We start from the raw sequence: 15680 nt of genomic DNA, 5'->3' as shown, positions 1-15680 counted from the left end.
GACTTAATCGTCGATGAAGCGTTTTTTCTCCAGCCAGCAAGAGGTAAGATAGGTGGATGATGGAATTCTTAATACCCGCCCCTGCAAGGACTTGACCTATGCGCCAAAGAACAATTGTTTGCCCATTAATTCAAAACGATGGCTGCTATTTACTCTGCAAAATGGCTGACGACCGCGGTGTGTTTCCCGGTCAGTGGGCGCTTTCTGGCGGTGGCGTTGAACCGGGTGAGCGCATCGAAGAAGCTTTGCGCCGGGAAGTGAGAGAGGAGCTGGGCGAGCAGCTGGTGTTATCAGAAATTACGCCATGGACTTTCAGTGACGATATTCGTACTAAAACGTACGCGGATGGCAGCCAGGAAGAGATTTATATGATTTATCTCATCTTCGATTGTGTGGCAGCTAATCGTGAAGTGAACATTAACGAAGAGTTCCAGGCGTTCGCATGGGTTAAAGCGGAAGATCTTGGCACCTACGACTTAAATATCGCCACACGTAAAACGTTAACCTTGAAAGGGTTACTGTAAGTCCCCCGAGTTTAAACGTAATATAAACAATGATCACATTAGCGGTATTGCTCTCAGCATTCAGCAACAGAGAACAATACCGCCATAATGACTAAAAACTCTTTATATTCAAACAAATAAACCACTCCCCACTGTCTTTGTTATTATCTCCCAAACCTTAAACCCTTAAGGATAAATTAACCTTCGGCCATTAACCTTTGTAGCCTGATGAAATAATTAACGACGCCCCTGTTTAGTCCTAAAAATAAAACTTCGGTAGCGTTAAATGGCTTGAAGGAATAATGATGTCTGACTTTTTGCCTTTCTCTCGCCCGGCAATGGGTGCTGAAGAGCTTGCCGCTGTAAAAGCGGTGCTGGACTCTGGATGGATAACCACTGGCCCGAAGAACCAACAGCTGGAAGAAGCCTTCTGTCAGCTCACAGGAAATCAACACGCTGTCGCCGTCTGCTCTGCCACGGCAGGTATGCACATCACACTGATGGCGTTGGGCATAGGTGCAGGCGATGAGGTCATTACGCCGTCGATGACGTGGGTTTCCACCCTCAACATGATTGTCTTGCTGGGTGCGACGCCAGTCATGGTCGACGTCGACCGCGATACACTTATGGTCACACCTGAGCAAATTGAAGCCGCCATTACCCCACGAACCAAAGCCATTGTTCCAGTACATTACGCAGGCGCCCCCGCCGATCTTGACGCAATTTATGCCATTGGCGAGCGTTATGGCATCCCGGTAATAGAAGATGCGGCCCATGCCGTAGGGACATTGTATAAGGGCCGTCATGTCGGGGCGCGCGGTACGGCAATCTTCTCGTTTCACGCCATCAAAAATATCACCTGCGCAGAAGGTGGACTGATTGTTACCGACGACAGCCAGCTTGCCCAGCGGCTTCGCAGCCTGAAGTTTCACGGTCTGGGCGTTGATGCTTTTGATCGACAAACCTATGGCCGGGCACCGCAGGCCGAAGTGCTTGCGCCAGGATACAAATACAACCTGACGGATATCAATGCCGCTATTGCGTTGGTACAGCTGAATAAGCTGGAGCAACTGAATTCACGCCGGGCGCAAATTGCCCAGCAATATCAGCAGGCGCTGGTTGATACGCCATTTCAACCGCTGGACCTGCCCCGGTGGCCGCACGTTCATGCCTGGCACTTATTCATCATTCGTGTTGACGAAACCCGCTGCGGGCTGAGCAGAGATGCCCTGATGGAAGCGCTGAAGACTAAAGATATCGGCACCGGTCTGCATTTTCGTGCAGCCCATACGCAAAAATATTATCGCGAACGCTTCACTACCCTTTCGCTCCCAAATACTGAATGGAACAGCGCGCGCATCTGCTCGCTGCCGTTATTCCCAGACATGACCGAAGCGGATACCCAGCGGGTCATTACGGCACTTCGCGAGATTGCAGGACAATAATCATGTTTGAAGCAGCACCAATCAAAAAAGTCTCGGTGGTCATTCCCGTTTTTAATGAACAGGAAAGCCTGCCAGAGTTAATCAGACGCACCAGCGCCGCCTGCGAGAAATTGGGTAAAGACTATGAAATTCTGCTAATCGACGACGGTAGCAGTGACAATTCCGCTCAGTTGATGATGAATGCCTCCCAGGCACCAAACAGCCATATTGTTTCTATTTTGCTGAATCGCAATTACGGACAGCACTCGGCGATTATGGCCGGTTTCAGCCATGTCACCGGAGACTTGATCATCACACTGGATGCCGATTTGCAGAACCCGCCGGAGGAGATCCCGCGACTGGTCGCCACCGCAGATGAAGGTTTCGATGTGGTGGGAACGGTACGTCAGAATCGTCAGGACAGCGTATTTCGTAAGACCGCCTCACGAATGATCAACCATCTGATCCAACGAACCACCGGTAAAGCAATGGGCGACTACGGCTGCATGCTACGCGCCTATCGCCGTCACATCGTCGATGCCATGCTGCATTGCCAGGAGCGCAGCACCTTTATCCCTATTCTGGCCAACATTTTTGCCCGTCGCGCTACGGAGATCCCGGTACATCATGCAGAGCGCGAATTTGGTGACTCCAAATACAGCTTCATGCGTCTGATCAACCTGATGTATGACCTGGTGACTTGCCTTACCACAACACCGCTTCGCATGCTGAGTCTGTTGGGCAGCGTGATCGCCGCCACGGGCTTTACCTTATCAGTCTTGCTTGTTGTTCTGCGCCTGACGCTCGGCCCACAGTGGGCAGCGGAAGGGGTATTCATGCTGTTTGCCGTCCTGTTTACCTTTATCGGCGCACAGTTTATTGGCATGGGTTTACTCGGCGAATATATCGGTCGCATCTATAACGATGTCCGCGCCCGCCCCCGCTATTTTGTTCAACACGTTATCCGCCCACAAACCACGCAGTCAACCGAGGAAAACCGCGCATGAAAGCCGTCGTATTTGCCTATCACGATATGGGATGTCAGGGTGTCCAGGCCTTGTTGGATGCAGGTTATGAAATCGCTGCCATTTTTACGCACACCGACAATCCGGGTGAAAAAGCGTTTTTTGGATCTGTTTCCCGCCTCGCGGCCAGCGCCGGTATTCCGGTTTACGCCCCGGACGAGGTTAATCATCCCCTGTGGATTGAGCGCATTAGCCAACTGGCACCTGATGTTATCTTCTCATTCTACTATCGCCATTTACTGAGTGATGAGATCCTCAGCCTTGCCCCTAAGGGTGCATTTAATCTGCACGGCTCGCTACTGCCCAAATACCGTGGCCGCGCACCGCTGAACTGGGTACTGGTCAATGGTGAAACCGAAACCGGCGTCACGCTTCACCGGATGGTCAAACGCGCGGATGCCGGTGCCATTGTTGCCCAGCAGCAGGTTGCTATTTCGCCCGATGATGTGGCGTTAACGCTGCACCATAAGTTGTGCCAGGCTGCGCGTCAGTTACTGGAAGAGGCGCTGCCCGCGATTAAAACGGGAGATTATGCAGAACACCCCCAACAGGAAGCAGAGGCGACCTGTTTTGGTCGCCGTACGCCGGAAGATAGCTTCCTCGACTGGAACAAACCAGCTGCAGAGTTGCATAACCAGGTACGCGCCGTCAGCGATCCATGGCCGGGCGCATTTAGCTATGTTGGCACGCAAAAATTCACCGTCTGGTCGTCACGTGTTTGCAAAAATGACCGCGCAGCCCAGCCAGGAACCGTCATCTCCGTTTCTCCTTTGCTGATCGCCTGCGCTGATGGCGCACTGGAGATTATTACCGGGCAAGCTGGCGATGGTATTGCCATGCAGGGGTCACAGCTGGCGCAGGTTCTGGGCCTGGTACCAGGTTCTCGCCTGAACAGCCAGTCAGTTACTACCGCTAAACGCCGTACTCGCGTGCTGATCCTTGGCGTCAATGGCTTCATTGGTAACCATCTGACCGAACGCCTGTTGCAAGAAGACAATTACGAAGTGTATGGACTCGACATTGGCAGCGACGCCATTAGTCGTTTTCTGCAGCATCCACGATTCCATTTCGTCGAAGGCGATATCAGCATTCACTCCGAATGGATTGAATATCATGTGAAAAAATGCGACGTCGTGCTGCCGCTGGTAGCGATCGCCACGCCAATCGAATATACCCGCAACCCGCTGCGCGTGTTTGAGCTCGATTTTGAAGAGAACCTGAAAATCATTCGCTACTGCGTGAAATACCGTAAGCGCATCATTTTCCCGTCAACCTCCGAAGTCTACGGCATGTGTACCGACAAAGTTTTTGATGAAGACAGCTCGAACCTGATCGTCGGTCCGGTGAATAAACCACGCTGGATCTACTCCGTTTCCAAGCAGTTGCTGGACCGCGTAATCTGGGCATACGGCGAAAAAGAGGGATTGCGCTTCACCCTGTTCCGTCCGTTTAACTGGATGGGACCGCGTCTGGACAGCCTTAACGCCGCGCGTATCGGCAGCTCACGCGCCATTACTCAATTGATCCTCAATCTGGTGGAAGGTTCACCGATTAAGCTGATTGAAGGCGGTAAGCAAAAACGCTGCTTTACTGATATTCGCGATGGTATCGAAGCCCTGTACCGCATCATTGAAAACGAAGGCGGACGCTGCGATGGCGAAATTATCAACATCGGTAATCCGGAGAATGAGGCCAGTATTCAGGAACTGGCAGAAATGCTGCTTACCTGCTTTGAAAAACACCCATTACGCAACCACTTCCCGCCGTTTGCCGGTTTCCGTGACGTCGAAAGCAGCAGCTACTATGGTAAAGGTTATCAGGACGTTGAGCATCGTAAGCCCAACATTCGTAATGCAAAACGCTGCCTGAACTGGGAGCCCACCATTGAGATGCAGGAAACGGTAGAAGAGACGCTGGACTTCTTCTTACGCAGTGTGGATATCACGGAACACACATCATGACCAAAGTAGGCTTGCGCATTGATGTCGATACTTTCCGGGGGACGCGCGAAGGTGTGCCCCGCCTGTTGGAGACATTGAACCGGCATAACGTTCGGGCAAGTTTTTTCTTTAGCGTTGGACCTGACAACATGGGGCGCCATCTCTGGCGTCTTGTGAAGCCACAATTTCTGTGGAAAATGCTGCGCTCAAACGCAGCATCGCTCTACGGATGGGATATATTGCTCGCGGGAACCGCGTGGCCGGGAAAAGAGATTGGCCAGGCCAATGCGGCGATCATTGCGCAAACCGCCCTGATTCATGAAACCGGTTTGCATGCCTGGGATCACCATGCCTGGCAAGCGCGAAGCGGAAACTGGAATGATAAACAGCTGATTGATGATATTTCACAAGGCATTACCGCCCTTGAAGCCATCATCGGACAACCGGTTACCTGTTCTGCGGTTGCCGGATGGCGTGCCGACAACCGCGTCGTCGAGGCAAAAGAAACGTTCCATTTACGCTATAACAGCGACTGTCGGGGAACGTCTTTATTTCGTCCTGTACTGGCGTCCGGGAAAACAGGTACGCCGCAAATTCCCGTCACGTTACCAACATGGGATGAAGTGGTTGGTCAGGAGATCCAGGCGGTGGACTTCAACGCTTATATTCTCTCCCACATCCAGATGAGCAGAGGAACACCGGTGTACACCATTCATGCGGAAGTTGAAGGCATCGCCTTTCATCAGAATTTTGACGAGCTGCTTACTCGCGCCGCCGACATGGGGATGACATTTTGCCCGCTTGGCGAGCTGTTACCAGACGATATCAGCACGCTGCCAACAGGGCAGATCGTGCGGGGAAAAATACCGGGCAGAGAGGGATGGCTCGGCTGCCAACAACCGATGAGTGCGACACAATGAAACCTGCTGCCCGCTACACTCTGGCCTGTATCGCGTTTATTGCGCTGTATTTTATTCTCCCTATCAACAGTCGCCTGCTCTGGCAGCCTGATGAAACGCGCTATGCCGAAATCAGTCGGGAAATGCTGACGTCCGGCGACTGGATCGTGCCGCACTTTTTAGGACTCCGTTACTTCGAAAAACCGATTGCCGGATATTGGTTAAACAGCATCGGACAATGGCTATTTGGTGCTAATAATTTTGGCGTCAGAGCGGGGGCTATTTTGGCCACCTTGCTGACGGCGCTACTGGTAGCCTGGCTTGCCATGCGGTTATGGCAGGATAAGCGTACCGCCGTACTCTCTTCTGCTATCTTTTTAACGTTCTTTTCAGTTTACAGCATCGGTACCTACGCGGTACTTGATCCCATAATTGCGCTTTGGCTGATGGCGGGCATGTGCTGTTTTTGGGAAGGCATGCAGGCCACCACCAGAACGCGCAAAATCATCGTTTTTTTGCTGTTAGGGTTAACCTGCGGTATGGGCGTGATGACCAAGGGCTTCCTGGCGCTTGCCGTTCCTGTGCTCAGCGTACTGCCGTGGGTTTTCGCGCAAAAGCGCTGGAAAGATCTCATGCTCTACGGTCTGCTGGCGGTTATCGGCTGCGTCGTGATTGTGCTGCCGTGGGGAATAGCGATTGCCCAGCGTGAGCCGGATTTCTGGCATTACTTCTTCTGGGTTGAACATATTCAACGCTTCGCACAGGATGATGCCCAACACAAGGCTCCCATCTGGTACTACATTCCGGTATTCGTGGCTGGCGCATTACCATGGCTCGGGCTGCTCCCCGGCGCGCTGCGTACGGGCTGGCGTGAGCGGGATGTTCCGCGCAGCGCGCTGTACCTGTTAAGCTGGATTGTCATGCCAATCCTGTTTTTCAGCATCGCCAAAGGAAAACTGCCAACCTATATTCTTTCTTGCTTCGCCCCGCTGGCGATATTAACGGCGCGTTTCGGCCTGCAGGCCGCGGAAAAAGGCTCCGCCGCACTGCGTGTGAATGGCTGGATCAACGTGCTGTTCGGCGTGACCGGCATTGTCGCCACATTTATTGTTTCCACATTGGGTCCGTTAAAGACGCCGGTCTGGTCGCATATCGAAACGTATAAGGTGTTTTGCGCGTGGGGCATTTTTATCACCTGGGCACTGTTCGGCTGGTATACGCTAAATAACCGCGAGAAGAACTGGAAATTCGCCGCGCTGTGCCCGCTGGGACTCGCGCTGTTGTTTGGTTTCTCAGTCCCTGACCGGGTGATGGAGTCTAAACAGCCGCAGTTTTTTGTCGAGATGACTAAAGAGTCGCTGGAGTCGAGCCGTTACATTCTCACCGACAACGTTGGTGTTGCCGCAGGGCTGGCCTGGAGCCTGAAGCGTGACGACATCATAATGTATGGCCAAACGGGCGAGTTAAAATATGGCCTCAACTACCCGGATGCTCAGGGGCGCTTTGTCAGTCGGGAAGACTTTGCCGACTGGTTAGCGCAACATCGTCAGCAAGGAAATATTACGCTCGTGCTCACGATTGATAAGGATGAAGATATTAATCAACTCGCCATCCCTCCCGCTGATTACATTGATAATCAGGGGCGACTGGTTCTGATTCAGTATCGACCAAAATGATCTGGATAGCCTTAGTTCTCGCCAGCCTGCTCAGCGTCTGCGGCCAGCTATGCCAGAAGCAGGCGACCCGACCAGTGTCCGTTCGTGCGCGAAAACGCCACGTCACGCAATGGATTGGGCTTGCTCTGGCAAGCCTCGGTCTGGCCATGCTGCTATGGCTGGCGGTACTGCAGAACATTCCTGTCGGCATCGCCTACCCCATGCTGAGTCTTAACTTTGTATGGGTGACGCTGGCCGCGTGGAAAATCTGGCGCGAACCCGTCACTACACGCCACTGGCTGGGAGTTGGGCTGATCATTACCGGCATTTTTATTCTTGGGAGCGCAGTGTAATGGGCATCTTTTGGGGATTATGTAGCGTTATTATCACCTCCGCAGCCCAGTTGAGCCTCGGCTTCGCAATGGATAATCTGCCGCCAATGATGCAGCCGCTGGCGTTCATCTCCGCCGTATTCTCTCTCAGTATTGGAGCGTTTGCTTTATCTGCCGGGCTGGCAGGCTATTTGCTGTCGGTTATATGCTGGCATAAAGCCCTGCACCAGCTCGCGCTGAGCAAAGCTTATGCCCTGCTCAGCCTGAGCTATGTGCTGGTTTGGGTTGCATCAATGATTCTGCCCGGCTGGCAGGGAACATTTTCAGTAAAGGCGCTGGTTGGGGTACTGTGCATCATGGCGGGTTTAATGACGATTTTTCTGCCTGCAGACAAGCACCGGCGCTGAGCTCATTTATCTGCCGACAGTCGTAACAGGCGCTCCCATTCGTCACATATGTACTGTCTGGCATCGATTATTTTAATCACGCGGGATGCATCACGATTAACACAATACTGCGCATCTTTCAGCGGTGAAAGAAGATTGCCAGGTTTAACCCGCTCGAAAGATTGCGCCTCAGCGAGCATCTTAAGCGAACCACCACTATCGCAAAGTACGATATAGAGCCTCCCTGCTTTCTTGTGACAGCAAGACTTCTTCACATGCCATTCCATAGCGCACCTTTTGTTAATAAATTTCACAATAGGTTACACTTTAGCAGATAAACAAAAGGACAATAGCTGCGGAATGACAAAAATGAGAAATGTAATTAATGCTTTCTTAATGTTAATGATGAAGCACTTACCCAATCCGACAACGCACGACGCGAGATTTTAATCCCTCCGGCTTTAAGCTCGGGTGGCAATGTCAACCAACATACCGGTTGCTGAAAGCGGGCCAGCTTATCTTTTACCCACTCTGCCAGATTAGTTTCTCCAGCATTAGCGTCATACTCAACGACCGCCACCGGGCGATGGCCAAATTCTTTGTCTTCTATCGGCACAATAAAGGCCTGCAGAACATGTGGGTGTGCGGTAATCACGCGTTCCACCTCTTCCGGCTGTATGCCTTCCCCGCCGCTAAAGAACAGATTGTCCATACGACCGACAATGGTTAACTTGCCGTCCTTCAACACGCCGCGATCGCGGGTTGCAAACCAGCCTTCCGCGTTCACTAAAGGCATAAGCTGTCCGTTACGCCAGTAACCTTGCGCCATGCTGGCGGCTCGTAGCCAAACTTCGTCATTAACGATCCTGACTTCCCGCCCTGGTAAAGCAGAGCCCACATCCGCCAGGCCATCTGCCTCTTTCGCACAAACCGTAGAAGCAAACTCCGTCAATCCGTAACCGCACCAGCAACGAATCCCCTGTTCACGCGCCTGTTCCGTCAACTCAACAGGAATTGCCGCACCGCCCAGCAGCACCGCTTTTAGCGTGACTGGTGTGTTATTAACAAGTAAGCGCCACAGTTGCGTGGGCACCAGTGAAGCGTGAGTGCATCCAGCCAGCATTTGATCCAGCGGCTGTTTGTCGCGCACGGTCATTCGCGCTCCGGCGAACAACCATCGCCACAAAATGCCCTGCCCGGAAACATGAAACAGCGGCAATGAGAGCAGCCAGTCATCCTCAGCACCAAACGGCATTAATGACAGTACGCCCTGCGCGCTTGCCAGATGCGCCTGACAGGTATGCACCGCCGCCTTTGGTAATCCGGTAGAACCTGAGGTTAACGTCATCGTGCTCAAACGCTCGGGCAACCATGCGGCGGCGTGATCGCCTGGCAACGACTGCATCTGTAACGGACTGAGTTCCGGGAGTGCGATAGCAGCCTCCAGATCCAGCGCAAAACGTAGCGTTAAGTCCGGGACCAGCGCATCAAGCAGCGACTGAGGCAACTGTGGGTTCACAGGTAAAACCCGCGCCCCACACTGCAGCAGCGCGAGCCAGGCCAGCAAAGCGCGCGGATGATTCCAGGCGCGAAGCAGGACGCCATCGCCTTCTTCCACGCCCTGAGCGGCAAAACCGCAGGCCAGATGGTCGATGCGCGCGCAGAGCTCGCTCCAGCTTAATGCCTCATCGTTGAGGCGTAAGGCTGGCGCCTTCGCACGAACCTGTCGCCAGTGACGCCACGGCCAGTCACTGGGTTGTATCAGGCCCGATAAGCTCACGCTATCGGGCATTTCCTGCTGGGTCATAGCAGACGTTCCAGCGCATCAACGTCGATACACGGCAATGCGCTACCCGGCCAGGTGCGTACCTGCTGGCACTGCATCAGGCTCAGGGTATCCAGACCCGGGATGGTTTGCGGCGTCAACCAGGCGGCAATTCGCGCCAGCTGGGTTAAGCCCAGACTCGACTCGATTGACGAACTGATAACGGCAGTAAGACCAAGCGCATGCGCCGCTGCCACCTGTTCACGGACTTTATCGAGACTGCCGGTCAGCGTAGGTTTGATAACCACAGCCTTGACGCCCTCTTCGGCTTCGAAGGTGAAATCCGCTTCACGCAGACTTTCATCCCAGGCGATGGCAATGCCGGTTTCACGCGCGAAGGCACGAGAATCATCACGGGTTTTGCACGGTTCTTCGAGGAAGGCAATGCGTCCACGGTACTCCGGATTAACGTATTTCGCGAACTGCTGAGCTTTCAACGGCGTCCAGGCCCGGTTGGCGTCAAGTCGCAAATGCAGCTCCGGGATCGCCTCAAGTAACAGATTGGCTACCATGCCGTCGCGAACCGCTTCATACAGACCGACCTTAATCTTCGCCACTTTTTCGCCCGGCATGTCCGCCAGTTGCAGTACCAGATCGTCAGGATCGCCCGTACACAGCGGTGCAGCACGATAGTCTGCGTCCTGTGGCAATACGCCAGCCAGTTCGGCCAGCGCACAGCTTACGCCAAAGGCGACCGAAGGCAGTTGCGGTAAGGAGGCATCCCCTTGCAGCCAGCCTTTCACCCAGGCCAGCAACTCGGTTTGCGCTTCTTCCCAGCTTTCCTGACTGAAGCCCGGCAGCGGGGAGATTTCTCCCCACCCTTCACGCTCACCGTCACGAAGAAATACGTATAACCCGTCACGCGTTTTTAACCGCCTGTCGCGCAGAATCACCCCCGCGTCCATGGGGATCTGCCAGCGGTATACCTGCGCGCTACGCATTACGGATTCCGTTTGAATTTGCTGAAATCAGGCTGACGTTTCTGGTTAAAGGCGTTACGGCCTTCCTGACCTTCTTCCGTCATGTAGAACAGCATAGTGGCGTTACCTGCCAGCTCCTGCAGACCTGCCTGACCATCACAGTCGGCGTTCAGTGCAGCTTTCAGGCAGCGCAGCGCCATTGGGCTGTTTTGCAGCATTTCGCGACACCAGCGTACTGTCTCTTTTTCCAGATCCGCCAGCGGAACCACGGTGTTGACCAGCCCCATATCCAGCGCCTGTTTCGCATCGTACTGACGGCACAGGAACCAGATTTCACGCGCTTTTTTCTGACCGACGATGCGCGCCATATAGGAAGCGCCCCAACCGCCGTCGAAGGAACCGACTTTCGGACCGGTCTGACCGAAGATGGCGTTTTCAGCCGCAATGGTCAGGTCACACATCATGTGCAGCACATGACCGCCGCCAATGGAGAAACCTGCAACCATCGCCACGACCGGTTTCGGACAGGTACGAATCTGACGCTGGAAGTCCAGCACGTTCAGGTGATGCACACCGGAGTCATCCTGGTATCCGCCGTAGTCGCCACGTACCTTCTGATCGCCGCCTGCGCAGAACGCTTTGTCGCCAGCACCGGTCAGAATAATTACGCCGATGTTGTCATCATAGCGAGCATCCGCCAGCGCCTGGATCATCTCTTTCACAGTGACCGGACGGAAGGCATTGCGTACCTGCGGACGATTAATGGTGATTTTTGCGATACCGTCGGTGGATTTCTCGTAAAGAATGTCGGTATAGCCTTCAGAGCAATCGTGCCATTCTACCGGTGCGTAAAGCATTGTTTCATCAGGATAGATCATAAAATGTCCTATAGTCAGCGACGCAGAATCTGAGCCAGACAGTCCACTACACCCGCGGGGTTGTCCCGATGCGCGTTGTGTCCGGCATTACGAATCACATGGTTTGGTACTGATATTTCCGCCGCCAGAGTGCGGAATTTATCGTCACGTTCACCACATAAATAATAAAACGGAAATGTGCACGTCGTGAGTTGCGCACGTAAATCAGGTTGTACGGCAAGCGAGGTGGCCTCCAGCATTGCCGCCAGCGTTTGCCCATTATTCTGGCTACGCAGAGCGACCAGCGCCTCTCTTTGCGCCGTGTTCAGCGAGGAAAAAACGGGCTGTTGATACCAGTCATTAAACACCTCACGTAGCGACTCTGCGCGAAAACGCGCAGCCCAGCGGCCATCCGAGAGACGACGCTGAACGCGCGCTTCTTCGCCTTGCAAGCCTGGATGTCCACCTTCAACCACCAGACCACAAAGCCCAGGCATCTCCTGACAGGCCGCCATCATCGCGACTCTGCCACCAAGAGAGTATCCCACCAGCCAGTAGTTGTGTATGTTGTAACTAAGCAGAGTGTTACGCAGCAAAACGTTTACGTCATCGAATCCGCTCACGCTGATGTCAGCAGAGCCACCGTGTCCCGGCAGATCGATGTATAGCCGCGAATAATCCTGAAACGCTTCGCCGACAGTCTGCCATTCCCGACAATCGCCAGAGAAACCGTGCAGGAAAACCAGCCAGGGAAATCCCGTCTGGCCCTCTTTCGCCTGCGCATGCAGGATCATAGATGACTTACCTTCGCCAGCAGTTGCTGCAAGGTTTGCGCCCCGTCAGTTTCATTCACCACCAGCTCAATCACCGTGGCCGCAGGAGTACGCCAGGCGTTAGTCAACGCGCTCTCCAGTTGCTCCCAGTTTTCCGGGCGCTGGTATTTAAGGTTAAACATGGCGGCAGCATGCTCGAAATGTACGTTCTGCGGCATCAGATAGAACCGTTCGCGTTCGCTGGCTGGCGTCGGCAGCAGAGAAAAAATCTGTCCGCCGTTATTGTTGACCACTATCAGGACAAACGGTGCAGAAACCTGGCGCAATAACGCCAGCGCATTCAGGTCATACAATGCAGATAAATCGCCAACAATCGCCAGCGTCGATTTCGCGCTGGCACGCTGTACACCTGCTGCCGTTGACAGCAGGCCGTCAATACCGCTCGCGCCACGGTTGCTATAGACCGGGTAACCAGCCGGAAGCTGCGACAGCGCATCAATCAGGCGTACCACCAGACTGTTACCCACGAACAGCTGCCCCTGCTCCGGCAAGTATTCACGAATACGGTGGGCTAATTGCGCTTCACCAAACGCCTCACGACGGGCTTCTACCGCCTGCCAGGCCAGTTGCGCCAGACGAGGGATTTCCACGTGCCAGGGCTGACGTTTCTCCGCCGGATGCAGCTCCAGCCAGTCGCCAACTTTCGCCACCAGCCTGCGGCCACGATGGTGAGCCGGATCGAGGCGGCCTTCGATATTATCGACAATCCAGTATTCCTGCGGATCGCAGCTGGCCTGCCATTGCAGGAGTCGTTTTCCGGTCAGGCTGCTGCCAAGCTGCACCACAATCTGCGCCTGCTGTAACTCAGCTACCGCTTTCGCATTTCCCAGCCACAGGTCGGCGCACGGCAGCGGTTGTCCGGTTTGCGACAGAACATCACCAATCAGCGGCCAGCCTAACGTCTGCGCCCACTGCGCAACCTTCTTACCTTCTTCAGCGCTCATGCGGCCCGCAATGACTACGCCGCGTTTTTGTCGCCAGAAAAACCAGTCGCGCTGTTTGTCGCTTTCCAGCCGACGCGCTTCTCGCAGCCAGGGTTTATCGTCCTGCCACCAGTCGCCGAGGCGCTGCTGCCAGGCAATCCCCGTTTCGTCCATATCGCCATACAGCGGTTCCGCAAACGGGCAATTGATATGAACCGCCCCGCTATGCAGGGTTGCTAACGCATTATCAATAGTGGACACCAGCCAGCTTGCCGGAATGTCCTGAGTCGGACGCGGTAAAGAGAGCGTTTGCGATGGATGCGAGGCAAACATTCCGGCCTGACGAATCGCCTGGTTCGCACCACAGTCGATAAGCTCTGGCGGTCGGTCTGCCGTAAGTAAAATTAGTTTTTCACCGGTCAGGCCCGCTTCAATCAACGCGGGATATAAATTCGCCACCGCGGTACCGGACGTCACAATCACGGCGACAGGCTGACGGCTAACTTTTGCCAGACCTAAGGCCAGATGCCCAAGACCACGCTCGTCAAAATGGGTGTGATGGATGAATGCGGGGTTTTCCGCTGCCGCCAGCGTCAACGGTGTAGAACGAGAGCCAGGGGCAATGCAGACATGCCTGACGCCGTGGCGAGTGAGTGCTTCCAGAATGACCGCCGCCCAGCGTCGGTTAAATGCGCTTACTGACATGAGATTGTCCGGTATCAATATTGCGACACAGTATAAAGAATCGAATAAATGGATTTTTGATATGAGTCGGTAATGTGTGACTCATTAGGCTTCCATCTGTAATAAAGTACGTAAACCCGCCGCTTTGTTGTCTATTTCTTGCCATTCCTGCTCAGGATCTGAACCACGTACGATCCCTGCCCCGGCATACAGGCGCACCACGTTTGCGCTAATTTTCGCCGAACGTAGTGACACGCAAAACTCACTTTGGCGCCGTGAAAGATAACCCGCAGAACCGGCATACCACTCACGTTCAAAGGGTTCATTTTGTTGGATGAATTCACGCGCCAGCTCTCGCGGAATACCGGCGACAGCCGCCGTGGGCTGGAGTTGCATCAGGCAAAGCGTATCGTCGGCCTGATTCAGTTCCGTCCAGATGCAACGGCGCAGGTGCTGCACTTTACGCAGCCTGAGCACCTGTGGCGGCAGCACGTCGAGAGTTTGCGTACATCCTTGCAGGCGCTGGCAAATATCTTCAACCACCAGCATATTCTCACGCTGGTTTTTATCATCTTTCATTAGCCATTCACCCAACTGCCAGGCCCGATGATCCTCTGGATGATTGGCCACGGTTCCGGCCAGCGCCTCGGTGCGCAGCGCCGTGTCTCGCCGCCGATACAGACGCTCAGGGGAAGAGCCAAGAAAAGCGGAGTCGGCAGAGAATGCCATAAAGAAATGGTAGCAGTTCAGGTTTAAGCGACGGCTGGATGCCATCACGGCCGCGGCATTAACCGGCTGAGAAAACTGTAAGTCGGTCGCCCGCGCCAGCACGACCTTATCGAGGTCTTCTCCTGCGATCGTTTGGGTGGCGAGTTTTATCAGATTTGTCCAGCCCGCTTTATCTGGCCAGTTCTGTTCTCCCGTCAAACTGAGACGCAACGCGGGTAGCGGCTTAACATTGGCGAGCGATGAGATAAACGCCACCGCCTGCGCGGCGTCGTCACGTAACGATACGTCGCTGTAGAGATGTAAGCGTAAGCTCGCCACTCCGGCGCAACGTCGCCACTCCAGCCGCGGCAGCAGCAAATTGCCACGCTGTGGCTCAAAGGCATTCAGGCCCCAGATGCGCAGGTCGGGATGATTATCATGCTGACGTAAAAACTGCTGAGCTGATTCCAGTGAGGAAAATGCGGCGACGGCCCCTAATACGGCGGCCTCTTCGTCGCCGTTACGCTGCTGCCAGTAAAACTGGGGCCAGACGGGTTGACTGGCCAGCCATCCTAAAGCGTCAAACGCATCATTCAGTGGGAAAGGTATATCGTAAATACGAATTCCAGGTGCTGCTGGCATCTCTTGCGATAAATGACGCATCAGACTTTCCAGCGCAGTAGTGATTGAATGCACGCGGACCTCTCCCTGTTAAAAACCTCACATTATACGGGGTACTGAGCAGAAAAAGCAGTACCCCCAGTTA

The 15680-nt window shown here is 54.1% G+C and carries 15 protein-coding genes; 8 read left to right on the top strand and 7 right to left on the bottom strand.

The annotated features are described in order from the left end of the window. The first annotated feature begins 98 nt into the window (after nt 1-98). From nudI to arnF, 8 genes are all read left to right on the top strand, one after another. Nucleotides 99-524 carry a nucleoside triphosphatase NudI gene (gene nudI, locus OGV85_RS14420; protein WP_003027643.1) on the top strand — a complete coding sequence of 142 codons (426 nt, stop codon included), beginning with the start codon at nt 99-101 and terminating at the stop codon, nt 522-524. Between the two features lie 284 nt (nt 525-808). Next, entirely contained in the window at nt 809-1948 is a 1140-nt protein-coding gene (gene arnB, locus OGV85_RS14415; protein WP_061548523.1) for a UDP-4-amino-4-deoxy-L-arabinose aminotransferase, read from the top strand. Between the two features lie 2 nt (nt 1949-1950). Next, nucleotides 1951-2934 carry an undecaprenyl-phosphate 4-deoxy-4-formamido-L-arabinose transferase gene (gene arnC, locus OGV85_RS14410; RefSeq protein ID WP_003027648.1) on the top strand — a complete coding sequence of 328 codons (984 nt, stop codon included), beginning with the start codon at nt 1951-1953 and terminating at the stop codon, nt 2932-2934. Further along, on the top strand, nt 2931-4913 hold the full coding sequence (gene arnA, locus OGV85_RS14405) for a bifunctional UDP-4-amino-4-deoxy-L-arabinose formyltransferase/UDP-glucuronic acid oxidase ArnA (protein ID WP_061548522.1): 1983 nt from the start codon (nt 2931-2933) through the stop codon (nt 4911-4913). The genes arnC and arnA overlap by 4 nt, the downstream gene beginning before the upstream one ends. After that, a complete protein-coding gene (gene arnD, locus OGV85_RS14400; protein ID WP_061548521.1) occupies nt 4910-5812 on the top strand; it encodes a 4-deoxy-4-formamido-L-arabinose-phosphoundecaprenol deformylase in 903 nt (300 codons plus the stop codon). Before arnA ends, arnD begins: the two co-directional genes overlap by 4 nt. Next, complete coding sequence (gene arnT, locus OGV85_RS14395) at nt 5809-7467, top strand: lipid IV(A) 4-amino-4-deoxy-L-arabinosyltransferase (protein WP_061548520.1); 1659 nt, start codon at nt 5809-5811, stop codon at nt 7465-7467. The genes arnD and arnT overlap by 4 nt, the downstream gene beginning before the upstream one ends. Next, nucleotides 7464-7799, top strand: a complete 336-nt coding sequence (arnE, locus tag OGV85_RS14390; RefSeq protein WP_003027661.1) for a 4-amino-4-deoxy-L-arabinose-phosphoundecaprenol flippase subunit ArnE — start codon at nt 7464-7466, stop codon at nt 7797-7799. Before arnT ends, arnE begins: the two co-directional genes overlap by 4 nt. Beyond that, on the top strand, nt 7799-8185 hold the full coding sequence (gene arnF / locus OGV85_RS14385; protein ID WP_003027663.1) for a 4-amino-4-deoxy-L-arabinose-phosphoundecaprenol flippase subunit ArnF: 387 nt from the start codon (nt 7799-7801) through the stop codon (nt 8183-8185). Before arnE ends, arnF begins: the two co-directional genes overlap by 1 nt. A 2-nt stretch (nt 8186-8187) precedes the next feature. On the opposite strand, the gene pmrD is transcribed toward arnF, so the two are convergent. The 7 genes from pmrD to menF form a co-directional block, all read right to left on the bottom strand. Further along, entirely contained in the window at nt 8188-8451 is a 264-nt protein-coding gene (gene pmrD, locus OGV85_RS14380) for a signal transduction protein PmrD (RefSeq protein WP_286553679.1), read from the bottom strand. Between the two features lie 95 nt (nt 8452-8546). Then, complete coding sequence (gene menE / locus OGV85_RS14375) at nt 8547-9971, bottom strand: o-succinylbenzoate--CoA ligase (RefSeq protein WP_061548519.1); 1425 nt, start codon at nt 9969-9971, stop codon at nt 8547-8549. Beyond that, the gene (gene menC, locus OGV85_RS14370) at nt 9968-10930 is read right to left on the bottom strand and encodes an o-succinylbenzoate synthase (RefSeq protein ID WP_057063061.1); all 963 of its coding nucleotides are present in this window, start codon (nt 10928-10930) and stop codon (nt 9968-9970) included. Before menC ends, menE begins: the two co-directional genes overlap by 4 nt. Next, on the bottom strand, nt 10930-11787 hold the full coding sequence (gene menB, locus OGV85_RS14365; protein ID WP_003027671.1) for a 1,4-dihydroxy-2-naphthoyl-CoA synthase: 858 nt from the start codon (nt 11785-11787) through the stop codon (nt 10930-10932). Before menB ends, menC begins: the two co-directional genes overlap by 1 nt. Nucleotides 11788-11801: 14 nt before the next feature. Further along, nucleotides 11802-12560: a 2-succinyl-6-hydroxy-2,4-cyclohexadiene-1-carboxylate synthase gene (menH, locus tag OGV85_RS14360; protein ID WP_061548518.1), complete on the bottom strand. Its 759-nt coding sequence runs from the start codon at nt 12558-12560 to the stop codon at nt 11802-11804. Continuing rightward, complete coding sequence (gene menD / locus OGV85_RS14355) at nt 12557-14227, bottom strand: 2-succinyl-5-enolpyruvyl-6-hydroxy-3-cyclohexene-1-carboxylic-acid synthase (RefSeq protein ID WP_003027675.1); 1671 nt, start codon at nt 14225-14227, stop codon at nt 12557-12559. The genes menH and menD overlap by 4 nt, the downstream gene beginning before the upstream one ends. Before the next feature lie 84 nt (nt 14228-14311). After that, entirely contained in the window at nt 14312-15610 is a 1299-nt protein-coding gene (menF, locus tag OGV85_RS14350; protein WP_061548517.1) for an isochorismate synthase MenF, read from the bottom strand. Nucleotides 15611-15680: the final 70 nt, after the last annotated feature.

This window comes from Citrobacter sp. Cf132 (assembly GCF_030333885.1).
GTDB classification, from domain to species: Bacteria; Pseudomonadota; Gammaproteobacteria; order Enterobacterales; family Enterobacteriaceae; genus Citrobacter; species Citrobacter freundii.
This window is presented reverse-complemented; position numbering and strand designations above follow the sequence as displayed.